The sequence below is a fragment of the Formicincola oecophyllae genome, assembly GCF_006542395.2.
GTDB classification, from domain to species: domain Bacteria; phylum Pseudomonadota; class Alphaproteobacteria; order Acetobacterales; family Acetobacteraceae; genus Formicincola; species Formicincola oecophyllae.
Genome location: NZ_CP038231.1, coordinates 1,835,437 through 1,850,451, shown reverse-complemented (window position 1 = coordinate 1,850,451; position 15,015 = coordinate 1,835,437). Strand labels below are relative to the sequence as shown.

Here is a 15,015-nt window from a genome sequence, read left to right as displayed (position 1 = left end):
CCTATGCTGCTTGGCGCTCAGGACGTGGTGACGCTGGCGCTGGTGGTGACGCTGGCTAGGGTGGCGCCATCCTGCCCAGCCGCGCCAGGCAGGGCCTTGGGCAGTGGAAAGGAGACGCGCTGCTCTGTGCCGTCATCAAGGGTGAAATCAAGTGTGACCTGCTCCTGATTGTCAGAGAGCCATGTGCGTGCGTCTGGTTGCATGATTGGATAAAACTCAAAACCCATGTCGACAGGATCGCCCGTGGGGGCGGGATTGTTGGGGTCGTTGCGCTGAGTGCTGTAAAGATTGCAGAAAATCTGGTCCCGCGCTGGGAAGAACGTCATGGTGGCAGCGCCGCCTTGGTCGGTGAAGACTTCCAAGCTGCAGCTGTCGAGCACTATTTCCAGAACGCAACACCCCTTGGAGAAATCGTAGGGGATGATGGCTGGCTGCATGGCGTAGGCGTTCACGCCAAGGCCATCGTGGTACGTCATGCCTGATGTGCTGCACCAAACCTCAATGGTGCCGCTGTGAGGCTTAGGCACGATGCGCGCGCCACCTTCGCCAGCGATGTTCTCGCTGATGATCCAGTACTGCTCGCCGTCATTAGGCCAGGTCTGCCCTTGCAGGAGGGCATACAAAACCGCCCGCCCCCAGCGGAAAACGGGTGGCATTTCATCAGGGCCAGGAAACCAGTTTGGTGTGTAGTTGAACGGAACGTTCAACCACCATGGCGTGCCACCATTGGGAATGGGAAGGTCGTCAGGATTCATGGGTGTTGTCCTTAGTGGTATTGGCCTTATCAGGGGCTGGAGCGTCTGGCTGGGCTTGCAGCCCGATTTTGGCGCGCCAGTCATCTAGAAGGGAGGCGCGGGGGTAGACCCTGCACTGCCCGTCACTGGCCATGGTGGAGATGTCCAGCCTGCGCACCCACGTCAGCATGCCGTTCCAGCCCGTGTTCCAAAAGCTGCCGCCAAGGTTCCAGTTGTTGAGCCAGCCAACGCACAGCAAGTCGCCTGTGGCGGGCTCCTCAAACACGCTTTGGGCGTAGAAGGTCCAGCCATGGTCAATGGTCACAGGCGTTGTGGTGTTGGTGAAAATCTTGCCGTCCCAGTCGCCTGTGCAGATCATCACCGTTTGGCGCATCAAGCCGTTTTGGAAGATCTTACCTTGGTCGGAATAGACCAGCACCCATTGGCCCTTGTGGTAGAGGAAGTTCGGGCATTCCACACCGCCTGCCTGACCAAGGGTGCGGTCGGGGCCCAGCCAAGAGCTGGCGAAGGTGAACTCCTCGCTTGCTGGGTTGGCGCAGGTGAACAGCGCCACACCGTAGGAGACGGAAACAGCCAGCACCCACAGCCTGTGGACAGGGTCCCAGCTCATGCGGGCGTCGCGGAAGTCGGTGTCGAGCAGGTGGTCTGGCTTGTCAGGAACGTAGCCTTGGCTCTGGGCTGTGGTGATGTCGGTCAGGGTTTTGACGAACTCTGGCTTTTTCAGCGTGCCGTCATCGTTGAAAATGCCGCCTTTGCACACGAACAGGCCAACGGCCATGTTCTCTGGCTTCAGGCCTGGCGTTTCCGGGTTGGCGATGGAGCCTGTGAACAACACGGCGTCAGAACCAAAACCCCAAAGGTTCTCAGGGTCGCCGAAGGCGCCGCCCCCCCAAACGGCTGTGAAGCCCTTGATGGTGCTGCCGTCAGCGGCCGTGCTGGTGTAGTCACTGGGGTTGAGGAAAATACCCTGCGGCTCCCAGCGCTGCATGTCGGTGGTGATCCAGGCTTGCCAGCCGTTCTGGTTGGTGCCGACAGTGGGGATGTGCGACCCCAGCATGAAGAACACCCATTTGCCGCTTTTGGCGTCATAGTAAGGTGTCTGGGCGTCATTGCCGTAGTACCAGTAAGGGCCGTACATGCCCACGTCTTGCTGGGGACTGGCGGCATGGCACAGGGGGTAATAGGTGGAAGCCATGATTCAGCCCCCCACGCCTGAGAGGAGGACGGTGATGCTTTTGATCCCCCGCCCTGGCGTGCCGTCCTTGCCTGGCGTTCCAGGCGCGCCTGGTGGCAAATCCAGGGGGGTGGAATAGGAGTTGCCGTCCCCCGTGCCGATGCTCAGCGTGCCTTTCTCCACCTGGCCAGGGGTTAGGGCGCTTGTGGGGTTGTAGGCGATCCAGGCGATTTCTGCGCCTTTGTCGCTCAGCACTTCCAGCGGGTAGAGGCTGTAGCCCATGCTGCCGTCTGAAAGGGTCTGCAGCCCCACAATGCGGTTGAGCGCAGCGCCTGCCCCCGCCAGGGGCAGCGTTGCTGGGTTGGTGATATCTGCTGCCATGTGATGGCTCCTTATGGCTTGGCTGGCAGGACTGGCTCTCAGGCTGCCTTGCCCATGGCGATGACGTGGACATTGACCGGCTGCTTCAACGCGCTGCCGTCCTTGTGCCAAATGCCCACGGTGAAACTGGCGGCGCCGGCAGTCGTCCCTTCCTTGATGGCCGCTACCAGGGGATCGTTGGCTTGGAAGGGCTGGGCGCTGCACACCACCGTGACGCCAGAAGCGCTGGCGAAGGCGGTGGGGAAGGTGATGGTGTCGCCATCCTGCGCCCGGGTAACCAGGGATTGCGTCATCATGCGGTCCACACCGCCCGCCACCGTGTAGCAATGGCCCGTTGGGTCCAGCAGGGAGCCTGTTGTGGATTTCAGCCCAATGGCTGTGGATTGGCCGTTCGCGTCTTGAACGCCCAGAACAGCGCGCGCGTTCATGTCGTCATCAAGCTGGGCGTAGAAGCTGGCCTGGGCTGGATTGTTCTTGAAGGCGGCGGTGAACGCCCACGATCCGGCCCATGGTTTGGCCTCGGCTGCGCTTTGCAGCGTTACGGCGCCGTTGATGGTGCCGCCGCTCAAGGGCATGTAGCCCGCCAGTTCCGCCGAGGTCGCAATGCCAGGCAGTGTGAAGTCAGTGGACCAGGAAGGGCCTGCGGTGTTGTCAGACAGGACGGATGTGCTGTTGAGGGTGACTTTGTAATTGGCCATGGTTCAGGCCTCCGTCACGGTGGCTGTGGTGTTGATGCTCAGCAAAGCCGTGCCAGAGGTCCCTGGGTCGCCTTTGGGGCCGCGCGGCAAGGGAATGGTCACGTCACTTTCTGTGCCGTCCGTCTTGTGAAAGGACAGGGTGAAGCTTTCCTGGTTCTGGGAGAGCCATGTGGCGGGGTCGATGTTGATGCTGTTGTACATGGTGGTGCCCACTATTGTTGGATCGCCGGTGTAGGCGCTGGGGGGTGGGGCGGAAATGTCCAGGAAAACCTGATCGTGCCCTGGGAAAATGACGACGGAGCCCACTGTGCCCTGGTCGGTGAAGACCTCCAGACTGCAGCTGTCCAGATTGGCCTGGAGGAGGAACCAACCGCGGGAGAAGTCGTAGGGCAGGATGACAGGGGCTGCGGCGTAGGGGTTCGGCACCCCGGCATCACCGATCACCACGCCTGCGGTGCTCGCGTTGATGGTGATGTTGCCCGCATGGGGGTTGAGGGTGACGGTCACCCCTTGCCGCCATGCAAGGTCCTGGGCCAGGCGGAAGAAAATGACGCCGTCATCCGGCCAGGTGCTACCCTGGAGCGCGCCAAACAGGTAAGCGCGGCCCCACCTGAACGCGGGTGGCGTGTCTGTTGGCTGGGGCATGAAGTTTGGGTCGATCGTCCCTGGGAACTGCTTTTTCAATACTACCCCACCTGGCGGCAGGGGCGGGATGTTGGAGGGCACATCCCTAAGGCCCTTTGCAGCTGCCAGCTCCAGGGTGGATGCAGTGCTGCTGGCGGAGGCTGCTTCCCAAGCCCTCATGTCAGGCGCGCAGGCGTCAAGGACATAGGGGGTGTTGCCGGTGAAGTCGATTTCGCGCACGCAGCTCATAAAACCGTCCCAGCCAATCTGGGCAGTGCCTGAACGGAAGTTCCAATTGTTATACCAGCCCACCTCAAGCAGGCGGCCTTTCTGGTCGGTGAAGACGGCCTGGGCGTAATGGGCAAAACCTCTGTCCAGTGTCGCTGGCGTTGTGGTGTTGGTGAAATTTTTGCCGTCCCATGTGCCTTTGCAGGCCATGACGCATTGCCGCAGAAGCTTCTGGCCGTTCACCTTCTGGAACTGGTTGGCTTGGTCGGAGTAGACCAGCACCCATTGGCCTTGATGGTAGAGAAAACTCGGGCACTCCACACCGCCAGGCTGACCAAGGGTGCGGTCGGGGCCAATCCAGGCACTGGCGAAGGTGAAGTCCCCGCTTGCCGGGTTGGCGCAGGTGAAGAACGCCACGCCGTAGGAGACGGAAACGGCCAGCACCCAGAGCCTGTGAACAGGGTCCCAGCTCATGCGGGCGTCACGGAAATCACCATCCAGGGGGGTGCTTGGCTTGTCGTTCACCCATCCCTGGCTTTGGGCTGTGGTAATGTCGGTCAGGGTGCGCACGAACGCGGGCTTTTTCAGCGTGCCGTCATCGTTGAAAATGCCGCCTTTGCACACGAACAGGCCAACGGCCATGTTCTCTGGCTTCAGGCCTGGTGTTTCCGGGTTGGCGATGGAGGCCGTGAACAGAACGGCGTCAGAACCAAAGCCCCAGAGGTTGTCTGGGTCACCAAAAGCGCCGCCGCCCCAAATGGCCGTGAAGCCCTGGATGATGCTGCCGTCAGCAGCCGTGCTGGTATAATCCCCAGGGTTCATGAACAGGCCCTGGGGCTGCCAGCTCTGGAAGTCAGTGGTGGTCCAGGCCAGCCAGCCAAGCTGGTTGGACGTGATGATGTCGCGGCACGTCCCCAGCATGAAGAACACCCATTTGCCGCTTTTGGCGTCATAGTAAGGTGTTTGAACATCGTTGCCGCCATACCAGTAAGGCGGCTCCAGCCCCAAGTCGCTTTGGGGGACGGCAGCATGGGCCAAAGGATAGTAAGTGGAGACCATGGTTCAGCTCCCGCCGTTGATGGTGACGGTGACGTCCGAAAACCCCACCCCCGGCGTGCCATCCTTGCCAGATGTGCCATCCTTGCCTGGTGCCCCTGGTGTTCCAGGCGCGCCTGGTGGCAGGTCCAGGGGGGTGGAATAGGAATTGCCATCCCCCGTGCCGATGCTCAGCGTGCCTCTCTCCACCTGGCCTGGAACGATGTCACCTTCTGGGTGGTAAGCGATCCAGGCGATGGCGGCGCCTTGGTCGCTCAAGGCTTCCAGGGGGAAAAGGCTGTAGCCCTCAGTGCCATCAGGGCGTGTCTGCACCCCCAGGATGCGGTTGAGCGCAGCCCCCCTGTCCGCCATGGGAAGTGTGGCAGGGTTGTTGATGTCTTCTGCCATTTTCAGGCTCCTTTTGTTGGAAGGTTTGGAAGGGGCTTGCACCCGGCAAAGCAGACCCGCGCCAGGCGTGGTGCGCGGGCGTGGTTCAGGCGACCTCAGGCAGCCTTGATGATGTAGTTCACCGCCACGTTGACAGGCCGCGCGATGCCCCATTCAGGGTCGCTGTCAGCATTGCCGCCGCGGCCCTGGAAGGAAGGGGTGGCGCCGCAGCCAGCGGCCGGTTCGTCAAGCTGGCCACCGTGCCAGAGCGAGCGCACGTCCCTGTGCTCGCTGATGACGCTGCCGCCCTGCAGGCTCAACACCGTGCGGTTGCTGTTGCTGTCGTAGCCGCGCCCGCTGTCGACGCCGCGCAGGAAGACGCCACGCAAGTCAGGGGTGCTGGATGAGCCAAGCATGTTGAACAGGGCTGGGAACTGGCCTGCGTCAAAGCCTGCGCCATTGCACAGCAGCCACGGCCAGGGCGGGTTGAAGCCGGCATAGGCCATGATGCTGCCAACAGGGCTTGCTGATTGCGTTACCTGCTGGGTGCTGGCGAGGTCGAAATTCGTTCCGTTCTGCGCCCAGAAACGCGCACACCCCGTGCCCCCGTTAAGGTGCAGCCCCGTGCCTGCAGTGTCGCCTGACCCCATGCCGAGGACACCAGAGACCATCTGGCCGATCTGGGCCTGCTGGGCCAGGAAATCCAGTCGCAGCCAGTTGGGGTTCTGGGGGCTGGGGGGCGCACTGTTGCCTTCAACCTGGCTGATCCACAGCACGCAGGGGTCGTTCGGGTCAGCCACCAGGGCGTTTTTCTTGTAGCCGCCAAGGCGCTTGGCGGTGTCATCGCTGTAGAGGCCCTGCCAGCCAGCCTGGGGGAAGAGCTTGAACAGCCCCGCCGTCATGTTCAGGCTGGCGCTGTCGCCAGCAGCGAAGGGCTGTGCCGCCGTTCCCTCCTGCCCCCTGATGACGCTCAGCGTATCGGCGTTGCGGCTGGTGACGTAGCAGATCTCATAATGGTCGGGGGACGAGACTGAAACCAGCGTCAGCGCGAACATTTCCCCATTGCTGGGCTGGGGGAACAGGCTGCCTGCGCCTGACTGCAGGGTCAGGCTGGTGTCAGTCACCAGAACCTGCTGGGCGAGGATGGTTTTGGCGCGGTTGGCGTAAGTGAAGGTGCTGCTCATGGCGTGGGCCTTTTCAAAACCCCTTTGAGGGTGAAGTTGTACATGGTGGGAAGGTGCAGGTGGCCTGCCTCCAGAAGGCCGGTCAGGGCGGCGATGACGTCGCCGTCCCAGGGGCCGCTGGCGACTGTGATGGTCACCCCACGCCCCGCCACCTGAACGCTGACGGGCACTGTGTTGTTGAAGCGCCCTGAAGCGCCCCCGCTGCCTGTGAGGAAGCGCATGACGCGCCGCTTCAGCCAGGGGATGGTGAAGTTGAAGCCATCGCCCTTGAAGAAGTTCCATGTGGCCACGCGCTTGAGGATGTCGTCTGCCTCCAGCGGGCTGACGGTGACGGTGTCCATGTTCTGGCCGTCAATCTCCATGCGGTTGACGTCAGTGTCGTTGATGGCCCCGCTGCTGGTCTTCAGGATGGTGAAGTTGGTGTTGGGCCGCCCCTGGCCGTAAAGGCAGTACAGGCTGTAGGCCAGCAACCCACCCTTCATCTGGGGCGCCGTCCACAGCGCCAAAGGGTGCTGCAGCAGCCAGTCCAGGCCGCCCTGGGCGGTTTGGTTGGTGGCCGTCATGAAGGCGTTGATGCTGGGGTCGTCAGCGAACTGCACGAAACTGTAGGCTGGCGCGGTGAGTGTGGTGTTCATGGCGCCCCCTTTCAGTCGCGCACCAGGTGGAAGTCCTGGGGATCGATGGTGAAGTAGCCTTCAACGTCACCCACCAGCAGGCTGCTGTCGGGCTGGGGCTGAATGGCCTGGCCGTTGACCTGCACCTCAAACGCGAGCTTGCTCAGCAGGCTGGCTGAAAACAGGGGGGACAGGGCCTCCTCAAACAGCAGCCCCAGCTGAAGCAGGCTGATGGGCGCGCCCGTTGGCAAGCTGTTGATGTAGCTGGTGATGGGGGGCGCCACCGCCTGCTGAACGGTGGTGTCCGCTACAGGAGTAGTGGAGAGCGTCTGCCAGTGCGCTGTGACGCTGACATGCTGCTGCAGGGGGCGGACGAACTGGATGGTGTAATGGTCCGGCCCGCTGGTCAGGGTGGCGCTGACATTACGCCCGCTGTCCTCCGTGCTGCCCTGGAGGCCAGGCAGGTCGAAGCAGCTTTCAAACAAAGCGCCAGCGATGGCCTCAGGGTCGCCACCATCCACCAGAACGCTGTAGCCGTCCTTCAGCAGCCGCACGGAGATGGAGCGGCTGACCACGTTGGGCACGCGCAGCAAACAGGTGCGGATGAAGTCGGGCGTGCCCTGGCACGTGGCCATGCCGGCCTGCAGGATGCGCGCGCGGTAGCTTGCGTCACTTTCCTCATCCTGGCCGGGGGTGCCTGCCTGGTTGTTGGTGACGCTGAGCGTGACGGTGGCGGGCATCGCGCTCATGATTTGGGTGATGCTGTAAGGCTCAATGCTGTAGCTGCCAGGCGTTGTGGCCACCACCGGCACATTATCCAACACACCGCTTGCGGGGATGGTCATGTTCTGGGTGGTCTGGAAAATGTAGGTGCCGTCCGTCACCTCAAAACCCTGGCCGATGAAAAACCCGGCAGGCCCCGTGAAGCTGACCAGGGCGCTGGGGTTGGTCTGGCTGCCGCGCGCGACGCCGTAAATCTCCCCGAACTGGTCAAGCCACAGCGGCGTTGTGTTGAGGGGGGAGACAGAGTTCACCAGGTCCACCTTGGCCTGGTCGATCTGCATCAGCGCGCCCGTGGCTGTGCTGGCGACGTCGTCAATCAGGGTGGCCGGCAGGTCCGTCAAGCCGGGGCTGAGCTGGGAAGCCGCCTGCACCAACTGCGCGCGCAGGGCTGTTGGGGCCGTTGGCTCCACCCCGCTGTTGGCCGTCAGGGTGAACAGGTTGGGGTAGGCGGTCTGGACGACGGCCATGGCCTGGTTCAATTCGGCCTGGCTGGTTTGGCTGGCCTGGTTTTGGTTAGTAAGTGCCATCGCTCGGTCCTGTCTGGCTGAAGGTTTGGTTGAAGTGGCTGGCCTGGGAGGGGTAGGGGGTGCCATCAGTGAAAATGGCCGATATCGTGTAGTCAGGCGGCCCGTTCTCCGTGTCCGCCCCGGCCGTAGGGGCCACCTGCAGGCTTGCGAAGTAATCGCGGAAGCGCCCCACCGTCTGTTCCAGGTAGAAGGTGGGCCAGATGCGCGTCACCAAGCTGTTGGTGACGGGAATGCCCCAATCCACATGGAAGGGGCTTTCGCCCAGCTCCAGCAGAAGCGCGTTCTGCAGCCAGGCGATCAGGGCCTGGTTGCCTGTTGTGGCCACCCAGCGGCGCTTGCCGCCTGGTTGCCATTGGCGTGTCCATACTCTCATGGCGTTGATGCCTTGTTGTTTGGGGTGGCTTGGGGGCCAGTGCTGTTTGGGTAGCTGTGAAGGCCTGGGCACTGTGCCGCCCCCGTGGTGCTGGCCTGGGCCGTCCTGCCAGGTTCAGCCCGCCTGGGCTGGGCCTGTGGGCTGGCCTGGCTGGCCGCTTTCATGGGTGTGGCTTTTGAAGTCGATGCCATCGAGAGTGACGCCAGAAGCGCTGACCACAACCTCCTTGCCACCAGCGTTGAGGGTGATGGTGGATGGCGTGACCTCAACGCTGCTTTTGTCGCACTGGAGGGTGATATGGTCGTCATCCACCACAACGCTTGCCTTGCCCTTGGCGTGGCTTTGGATGATGACGCGCTTGCGGCCTGCAAGCGTGCGGGCGTCCGGGTCTGGCTGGGGCCAGGCCGCGCTGGAGAATGGCACGAACACATAGGCGCTCATGTTGGGCGCTGGGCACTCCACACGCGCTGGCATGGTGCCAAGCCCAGCCAGGGCGGCGATGGAGAATGTAACAGGCGCAAGCCAGCCCACATCCCCCTTCTGCAGGGGGATGGCGTCATAGGGGCTGGTGGCGATGGGCACTTCCAGCAAGGGCCAAGGGGTTTGGCTCTGCACCTCGATCTTCACCGTGGCGATCTGCCCAGACATGCTGACGATGGAGGCAGGCAGCGCCTGCCCTTGCTCCGACTGCACAAGCCTGGCCTGCTTGCGCGCCATGTTCTGCAGCCATGTGGCGGGAGAGGGGTTGCTCATGGTGGTTTTCCCTTTGCGGTGGTGGCTTCAGGCGCGGCGTTGTTAGTGGGCGCTGGGTGGCGCGCGCCTGCAGGTGAAGGTGCTGGCCCATTGCATGCCGTCCGTGCTGCGGAAGTGGCCCACGTGCTCCACCCCAACCACCATCCATTGCCCCGCCAGGGCGTTGCTGTGGCGGCCGCAGGGCTGCGGGTTCCCCGTGAAGGCCTTGAGGACCGTTCCCTGGTTGACGGTTTCCGCAGCGCCACCCCCCGCCAGCAGGACAAGGTCGTTGAGGGCAATGTCCGCCCGCAAGGCCGTGGTGAAGTTCATCTGTCCAGGGCCGGCCATGGTGGGGCGCCCCAGCAGCACGTCAGGCTTGATGGTGCGCACGGGGTGTGGCTGGGCCTTGGCGCCGTCCGTCACCAGGAAGCTGCCGTCAGGCATGTTGTACAGGGTCCAGGGGGCCACCCCCTCGTTCCGGCAGGCCCTGGCCATTTGTTTGGCGAACTCGGAGATCTTCCTGCCCGTCACCGTCACGTCCATGGTTGTTTCCACATCCTTGGCCACCAGGAAGGTGGGGGGCTTGTAACCCCGCACCTTGCCGTACGCCTGGCCCAGCCCCATGGCCAGCGCCCCCTGCAGGGACGTGCCCTTGCGCGCCCTGGCCGTGATGGCGGTGCTGGCGGGCGGTTCCAGAATGGGGTTGATGTAAAGCTCCAGGTACTGCGCCGTGCCCTCCGCCTTGCCCGTGGCGGTGATGATGACGCCGCGCAACAGCAGCCCTGCCGTTTTGGGGTCTGAATGCGGCAGGCCACGCCCCATGCCCCCGCGCAGCGTCACGAACTTGCCTTCCAGGCGCGCGGCCCGCTGCACCGTTTCAGCCCCCACCCCATGGAGGGTGACCTTGGTGGCGGCGGAGACCGCCTGGTCCATGCTGCCAAGGGTGAAGGCGATGTCCAGCGCCCCTGGGTCGAACTCATCATTGGGGCCGCCCAGGGTGACTTCCCCCAGCCCGCGCCGCACGTAGCTGCCATAGCGCAGCAGGGGCTTCCTGGCCTGGGCCGTGCGGCGCTGCTGGACGGCTGGCATTGTGGCGCTGGGCTGGAGGGTGCGCACCATCTGGCTGGCGCCAGAGGCCAGGCTGGCCCCTGGACCGTCATTCTCTATGGTCAGGTCGTAGTAGCGCATGGGGTTCTCCCTAATCTGGGCAAGGGCTGGGGATTGGTGGGGTGTGGGGCGACAGAAACGGCGCCCCAAGGGCGCCGTGCTGGTTGGACTGGTTGAGTTGGCTTTGCTGTTTCGGGCAGGCTGGGATGGGGGCTTGCCCCCTCAGTCCCCGGCCAGGGTCAAACGCCCAGGGCTGGGATGGAAAATCCATGCGCGCCCAGGCTGCTGAGGGCCTGTGGTCATGCCGCCCCTTGCGGGGGCCTGGCGCGTGGTTGCCAACATGGCGCCAAGGCCATGGGCGCGACTTTTGGTGGGCGGGTCCATAACCAAGGCCCTTCCTTTGTGTGGTGATGACAATTAATGTTTGTGACAACCACATGATGTTTGTGGGTGAAACAATTGTTTGCAGGGCCAACGCAAACAGCACTACACAGCACAACAAACATCAACACATTATTTATGTGTAGATTTATGTATGGCAGTGACTTTCAGTGCATGGCGAACAAACAGGGGCTTCCTGGCCAAAGCGGAGTGACGCCACTAACCTGATGAACGCTCAATAAAGCGCCAGATCATAAGACCCTCACCTTTAGGTTGACCGCACCATGAACCTCCAGAAACCATACCCCTTCAAGAAGCTGGCCCTGGCCTGCTTTGCTGCCCTTTCATTCACCGCCCTCACCTTGCCCCCCACCGCCTGGGCACAGGAGTGTGGAGCTGTAATTTACGAGAATTCAGGCAACATCATAGGAACAATCAGCCCCAATGGCCGCATTTACGGGAATTCAGGCAACATCATAAGAACAATCAGTCCCAATGGCCGCATTTACGGGAATTCAGGCAACATCATAGGAACAATTAGCCCCAATGGCCGCATTTACGAGAATTCAGGCAATATCATAGGAACAATTAGCCCCAATGGCCGCATTTACGAGAATTCAGGCAACATCATAGGAACAATTAGCCCCAATGGCCGCATTTACGAGAATTCAGGCAATATCATAGGAACAATCAGCCCCAATGGACCTCACAGTTTGTTAACCAATGCTGATAAAATGGCTGCCATTATGTTTTTCCAAAAACAGCTATGGCCTTCATTGAACATGAAATTGTGAAGATATCTCTAAATATTTAGAGATGCCTTATCAATTCAACAAGTTAAGCCAATTCAAACCATCAAAGATCTCTGGTCCAGCACTGAATCCCCACGTGCCATCATTAAGCATTTCGTATTGGGTTGCCTTAACAAGAGAGCCAGTTTTGTCACTCTTCTTAAGAGTAGAAGGACGACTTGGCTGTACAAATTCAAATTTGTACATTGAATTAGGACCAGGGGAATTGGGAGCTGTTGCAGGGGTGGCATCTGTGACAGTTTGTAACACCATGTCCGTATAAATCTGTCCAGGTGTAATGACTGTAAACATGCCACCCAAATAACAATGTCTGTAAAGAATAGACTGTAAAGCCTGAAGCGTGGCTAGTTTCGTCAACATGGAACCAGGACCACGCGCTGGGCAGATCATTAGCATGGACACTTTTAACAAGTTACTTATGCCATAAAGACTGCTAGATCCATCAGCACTTACAGAAGACGGGTCATAAGAATCCGTTGGCAGAGTATAACTAATAAGTGTTGATGAGCCACTTACAGGCATCCAAGTGCACCAGAGGTTGTCGAAATCTGGCATGCGAACGTCATCAACCAAGGCGCCTGCCACCAGGCCGTTCAGCAGGCCAACGGCCTCCGTGTAGAGGATGATGGGCACAATGCCCCCCATTCTCTCCGCCACGCCGCCTGTCAGCAGGATGGGGCAGGCTTCATAAGCGGTTTTGAGGGTGTCGCGCCCCAGTTGGTTCAAAAAGTTGGCCATGACAGCTTCCTTGGTGGTAATGTTGAGACATTTATTCCAAGCACTCAGTGCTGGAAGTTAATGAATGCAAAGTGGATCAGAGGTTCTTGATGACAAAATATTTCAAACAAATGGTGGCATGTGGCCTTTTGGGGTTTACTGCATTGGCTCTGACACCCACGGCCCAGGCTACGGAAACAGGTGCAGAATTTTATAACAATGGCGTTAATCTAGGGAAGATAAATCCTGATGGCACCATTTATAACAATGGCGTTAACCTGGGTATGATTAAAGTTTTCCCCAATTCTTCTGGTCAGCCTGGCAAGCTGACTCTTGCTGATGAAATGGCGGCCATTTTAATCTTTCGGAAAGAACTTTGGCCAGACTTGGACATCCATTTGGGAGAATGATCCTTCCCCTTCAAGCATGGGAAAGGCTGCTGACCATTAGGGCAGAAGCCATCCATTACTTGGCGCCAGATGGCCGCCCTGTACCCCACGGCACCTGGCTGGGATTGGAAGGGGGGCTTGGCCAGCTTGGTTTCTCTTCACCTTAAACTCCCCTCCTCGTGAATGTTTGTGGGCCGAACAATTGTTTGTGAAGCACACATGACATTCCTTTGCACCCTTACTTAAAGTCTGGCTGACACCATGGTGGTGGCCTTGCTATTCCTGACCTTGGGACCAAGACATGCCCACCATTGTTCGTGAAAGTCACAGCAATTGTTGGGAAGGCCAACATGATTTGTTTGCCACGGAAACATTTGCGGGTGTGTGGCACAAACCATGGGCCTGTGGAAGCACCAACCAGGTGGGCGTACCTGGTTTTCGCTTCGTGTCGCTTGGTGTGCGTTCGCCCACATTTTTGTGGACTTTATTTGTTGGGGTCGGCGTTATTGCTGTCTCAGGGGGTGATCTCGAACATCTGCGTGGCTTCGCGGAACACAATGCTGCTGGCGCTGAGGCCAGCCACTAGGTTGAAGTCGTAATCAACCGGGCTTGCAATCAGCGGGCGGTAGAGAAGCGTCTCAAAAGAACCATCCTGCAGGCGGAAGTACCAGCGCCCCGCAGCCGCGTTCCAGGTGATGGAAACCGTCATGTTATCTTCAGCCAGCGCGCAGCTGAACTGGAAAGGGGGTGCGGTGTATTGGGAAGGCTCAAAATAAATGGTGATGATAGTTGAACGCCCCGTGCCCAAGGCTGAGCCGTTGTTGCTGGCGTGGAGGGTGTTTGGTTGGGCCATCGGGTTGTCCCCCTGGTTGGTTGGCGCCCTGGGCTGGCACGGGCCTGGTTGGTTCACAGGCCAAGGGCGGCCTGGCGGGCGATGGTGGCAAGCTGGTTGCCCATGAAGGGCGCCATGTTGCCCAGGCTGGGCGTTGGCGCGGCCTGGGTTGGCGTTGGGCTGGCCTGCTGGGTTTGATTGGCGCCGCTGGAAGGCGTGCGCGGGGTGATGCCTTGCATCCACCCGCCACGCCAGCCGGGCTGCGTGGCGCTGGGTGCCTTGGCGCTGCGCTGCAGGCGGGTGATGGCAACCCCCACAGCCTCCGCCGCGCGGGCGGCCGCCTGCGCCATGAAGGGGGCCATCATGGTTTTCAGTGCGCTTTGCATGGCAGCCTGGTTGGGTTGGCCTTCCCGCTTGCGGGATGGTTTGGGAGTGCTGGCGACACTGGCAAAGGCAGAAGGGTGGCTTGGTGCCTTGGGGCCAGGTTGGGGTTGGAGGGCAGCCAGGCCACCCCGTTCCAAGGGGCTGTTCTGTGGTTTTTCCACCATGCCAGTCCCCCCCCCTTGGCGTGGCGTTTTGCCGCGAAGGGGCACGGGGCATAGGCACAGGTCACGCTTCCTGAAGGATGCCGCAGTTTTGGGCTGCAGATTCATGTCCAAAAACAGTGGCTGCGGCACAGTCAGCTGTTGAGGGCTGGCTGGGGCAACGCCATGGCGGCGCGCCGGCCCTTCAAAGCGCAAGGGATTGCTTGCCCCAGGCAGCGCTGCAGCCAGGGCCGGGCGCTGCCCAGCCGTGCCTTGCGTGCGTGCGTTGGGGGCAGGGAAGCCCTGAGGAAGGGTGGCTTTGGGGGCCTCCCCCTTCGAAAGGGTGCCTAAAAGGGGGAACACCGCCAGCGCAGTGCCACCCTGGGAGGCGTCTTTGGCAACGGGCAGCACGGCGCGCAGCTGCTGGCGCACGGCCGCCGTGAACCTGCCCACCCCTTCCACAGCCAGTGCCTGCAGGCTGGCGCCCACCAGGCCCAACTCCGCCAACCCCCCATTTTCCAGCCCAGCCAAACCCTGGCCAAGGCTGACGGGGCCCAAATTTGCAGTGCCCAGACTGGGGTTTTGGAGGGTAGCGCCAACATGGCCCATCCAGGATGTAAAATCCTCCCCCAAAGGGGCGTTGGAAGCCAGCCCACCCTCTGGGAAAGGGGTCTGTGGTGCTGCGGCGGCAAGAATGCGCATGGGTTCTCTCCCCCTTATGGAAAACAATAAAACAAGGTTTGGAAACAGGGTCGGGG

At 60.9% G+C, this 15,015-nt stretch carries 17 protein-coding genes; 2 read left to right on the top strand and 15 right to left on the bottom strand.

Annotated elements, in window-relative coordinates; all coding sequences use genetic code 11:
- Window positions 1–17 precede the first annotated feature (17 nt).
- The 12 genes from E3E12_RS08260 to E3E12_RS08210 all read right to left on the bottom strand — a co-directional run bounded on the left by E3E12_RS08260 (window position 18) and on the right by E3E12_RS08210 (window position 10,683).
- Window positions 18–755, bottom strand: a complete 738-nt coding sequence (locus tag E3E12_RS08260; protein ID WP_141443874.1) for a hypothetical protein — start codon at window positions 753–755, stop codon at window positions 18–20.
- A complete protein-coding gene (locus tag E3E12_RS08255) occupies window positions 745–1,950 on the bottom strand; it encodes a glycoside hydrolase family 32 protein (protein ID WP_141443873.1) in 1,206 nt (401 codons plus the stop codon). Before E3E12_RS08255 ends, E3E12_RS08260 begins: the two co-directional genes overlap by 11 nt.
- A 3-nt stretch (window positions 1,951–1,953) precedes the next feature.
- Window positions 1,954–2,310 (bottom strand): hypothetical protein, encoded by a 357-nt coding sequence (locus E3E12_RS08250; protein WP_141443872.1) that lies wholly within the window; start codon window positions 2,308–2,310, stop codon window positions 1,954–1,956.
- Between the two features lie 38 nt (window positions 2,311–2,348).
- Window positions 2,349–3,008, bottom strand: coding sequence for a hypothetical protein (locus E3E12_RS08245; protein WP_141443871.1), 660 nt, complete (start codon window positions 3,006–3,008; stop codon window positions 2,349–2,351).
- A gap of 3 nt (window positions 3,009–3,011) precedes the next feature.
- Complete coding sequence (locus tag E3E12_RS08240; protein WP_141443870.1) at window positions 3,012–4,919, bottom strand: glycoside hydrolase family 32 protein; 1,908 nt, start codon at window positions 4,917–4,919, stop codon at window positions 3,012–3,014.
- 3 nt (window positions 4,920–4,922) lie between these two features.
- Window positions 4,923–5,303, bottom strand: a complete 381-nt coding sequence (locus E3E12_RS08235) for a hypothetical protein (protein WP_141443869.1) — start codon at window positions 5,301–5,303, stop codon at window positions 4,923–4,925.
- A gap of 95 nt (window positions 5,304–5,398) precedes the next feature.
- Window positions 5,399–6,466: a phage tail protein gene (locus E3E12_RS08230; protein ID WP_168194426.1), complete on the bottom strand. Its 1,068-nt coding sequence runs from the start codon at window positions 6,464–6,466 to the stop codon at window positions 5,399–5,401.
- Entirely contained in the window at window positions 6,463–7,101 is a 639-nt protein-coding gene (locus E3E12_RS08905) for a hypothetical protein (RefSeq protein WP_168194425.1), read from the bottom strand. The genes E3E12_RS08230 and E3E12_RS08905 overlap by 4 nt, the downstream gene beginning before the upstream one ends.
- An 11-nt stretch (window positions 7,102–7,112) precedes the next feature.
- Entirely contained in the window at window positions 7,113–8,390 is a 1,278-nt protein-coding gene (locus E3E12_RS08225; protein WP_141443867.1) for a baseplate J/gp47 family protein, read from the bottom strand.
- On the bottom strand, window positions 8,377–8,763 hold the full coding sequence (locus E3E12_RS08220) for a hypothetical protein (protein WP_141443866.1): 387 nt from the start codon (window positions 8,761–8,763) through the stop codon (window positions 8,377–8,379). Before E3E12_RS08220 ends, E3E12_RS08225 begins: the two co-directional genes overlap by 14 nt.
- A 114-nt stretch (window positions 8,764–8,877) precedes the next feature.
- The gene (locus E3E12_RS08215; RefSeq protein ID WP_141443865.1) at window positions 8,878–9,516 is read right to left on the bottom strand and encodes a hypothetical protein; all 639 of its coding nucleotides are present in this window, start codon (window positions 9,514–9,516) and stop codon (window positions 8,878–8,880) included.
- Between the two features lie 42 nt (window positions 9,517–9,558).
- Window positions 9,559–10,683 carry a hypothetical protein gene (locus E3E12_RS08210; RefSeq protein WP_141443864.1) on the bottom strand — a complete coding sequence of 375 codons (1,125 nt, stop codon included), beginning with the start codon at window positions 10,681–10,683 and terminating at the stop codon, window positions 9,559–9,561.
- A 584-nt stretch (window positions 10,684–11,267) separates the two neighbouring features.
- On the opposite strand from E3E12_RS08210, the gene E3E12_RS08205 reads away from it, so the two are divergent.
- Complete coding sequence (locus E3E12_RS08205; protein ID WP_141443863.1) at window positions 11,268–11,777, top strand: 5-fold beta-flower protein; 510 nt, start codon at window positions 11,268–11,270, stop codon at window positions 11,775–11,777.
- Window positions 11,778–11,807: 30 nt separating this feature from the next.
- On the opposite strand, the gene E3E12_RS08200 is transcribed toward E3E12_RS08205, so the two are convergent.
- Window positions 11,808–12,533 carry a hypothetical protein gene (locus E3E12_RS08200; protein WP_141443862.1) on the bottom strand — a complete coding sequence of 242 codons (726 nt, stop codon included), beginning with the start codon at window positions 12,531–12,533 and terminating at the stop codon, window positions 11,808–11,810.
- An 89-nt stretch (window positions 12,534–12,622) separates the two neighbouring features.
- On the opposite strand from E3E12_RS08200, the gene E3E12_RS08195 reads away from it, so the two are divergent.
- Window positions 12,623–12,922, top strand: a complete 300-nt coding sequence (locus E3E12_RS08195) for a hypothetical protein (RefSeq protein ID WP_141443861.1) — start codon at window positions 12,623–12,625, stop codon at window positions 12,920–12,922.
- A gap of 493 nt (window positions 12,923–13,415) precedes the next feature.
- On the opposite strand, the gene E3E12_RS08190 is transcribed toward E3E12_RS08195, so the two are convergent.
- Together E3E12_RS08190 and E3E12_RS08185 are read right to left on the bottom strand one after the other, a co-directional pair.
- Window positions 13,416–13,754, bottom strand: a complete 339-nt coding sequence (locus E3E12_RS08190) for a hypothetical protein (RefSeq protein WP_240810498.1) — start codon at window positions 13,752–13,754, stop codon at window positions 13,416–13,418.
- Between the two features lie 53 nt (window positions 13,755–13,807).
- Window positions 13,808–14,959, bottom strand: a complete 1,152-nt coding sequence (locus E3E12_RS08185) for a hypothetical protein (RefSeq protein ID WP_141443860.1) — start codon at window positions 14,957–14,959, stop codon at window positions 13,808–13,810.
- Window positions 14,960–15,015 lie beyond the last annotated feature (56 nt).

Bases quoted from the DNA above. Each gene is read 5' to 3' on its own strand.
- E3E12_RS08260 (WP_141443874.1), bottom strand. From the start codon at position 755: ATGAATCCTGACGACCTTCCCATTCCCAATGGTGGCACGCCATGGTGG.
- E3E12_RS08255 (WP_141443873.1), bottom strand. From the start codon at position 1,950: ATGGCTTCCACCTATTACCCCCTGTGCCATGCCGCCAGTCCCCAGCAA.
- E3E12_RS08250 (WP_141443872.1), bottom strand. From the start codon at position 2,310: ATGGCAGCAGATATCACCAACCCAGCAACGCTGCCCCTGGCGGGGGCA.
- E3E12_RS08245 (WP_141443871.1), bottom strand. From the start codon at position 3,008: ATGGCCAATTACAAAGTCACCCTCAACAGCACATCCGTCCTGTCTGAC.
- E3E12_RS08240 (WP_141443870.1), bottom strand. From the start codon at position 4,919: ATGGTCTCCACTTACTATCCTTTGGCCCATGCTGCCGTCCCCCAAAGC.
- E3E12_RS08235 (WP_141443869.1), bottom strand. From the start codon at position 5,303: ATGGCAGAAGACATCAACAACCCTGCCACACTTCCCATGGCGGACAGG.
- E3E12_RS08230 (WP_168194426.1), bottom strand. From the start codon at position 6,466: ATGAGCAGCACCTTCACTTACGCCAACCGCGCCAAAACCATCCTCGCC.
- E3E12_RS08905 (WP_168194425.1), bottom strand. From the start codon at position 7,101: ATGAACACCACACTCACCGCGCCAGCCTACAGTTTCGTGCAGTTCGCT.
- E3E12_RS08225 (WP_141443867.1), bottom strand. From the start codon at position 8,390: ATGGCACTTACTAACCAAAACCAGGCCAGCCAAACCAGCCAGGCCGAA.
- E3E12_RS08220 (WP_141443866.1), bottom strand. From the start codon at position 8,763: ATGAGAGTATGGACACGCCAATGGCAACCAGGCGGCAAGCGCCGCTGG.
- E3E12_RS08215 (WP_141443865.1), bottom strand. From the start codon at position 9,516: ATGAGCAACCCCTCTCCCGCCACATGGCTGCAGAACATGGCGCGCAAG.
- E3E12_RS08210 (WP_141443864.1), bottom strand. From the start codon at position 10,683: ATGCGCTACTACGACCTGACCATAGAGAATGACGGTCCAGGGGCCAGC.
- E3E12_RS08205 (WP_141443863.1), top strand. From the start codon at position 11,268: ATGAACCTCCAGAAACCATACCCCTTCAAGAAGCTGGCCCTGGCCTGC.
- E3E12_RS08200 (WP_141443862.1), bottom strand. From the start codon at position 12,533: ATGGCCAACTTTTTGAACCAACTGGGGCGCGACACCCTCAAAACCGCT.
- E3E12_RS08195 (WP_141443861.1), top strand. From the start codon at position 12,623: ATGACAAAATATTTCAAACAAATGGTGGCATGTGGCCTTTTGGGGTTT.
- E3E12_RS08190 (WP_240810498.1), bottom strand. From the start codon at position 13,754: ATGGCCCAACCAAACACCCTCCACGCCAGCAACAACGGCTCAGCCTTG.
- E3E12_RS08185 (WP_141443860.1), bottom strand. From the start codon at position 14,959: ATGCGCATTCTTGCCGCCGCAGCACCACAGACCCCTTTCCCAGAGGGT.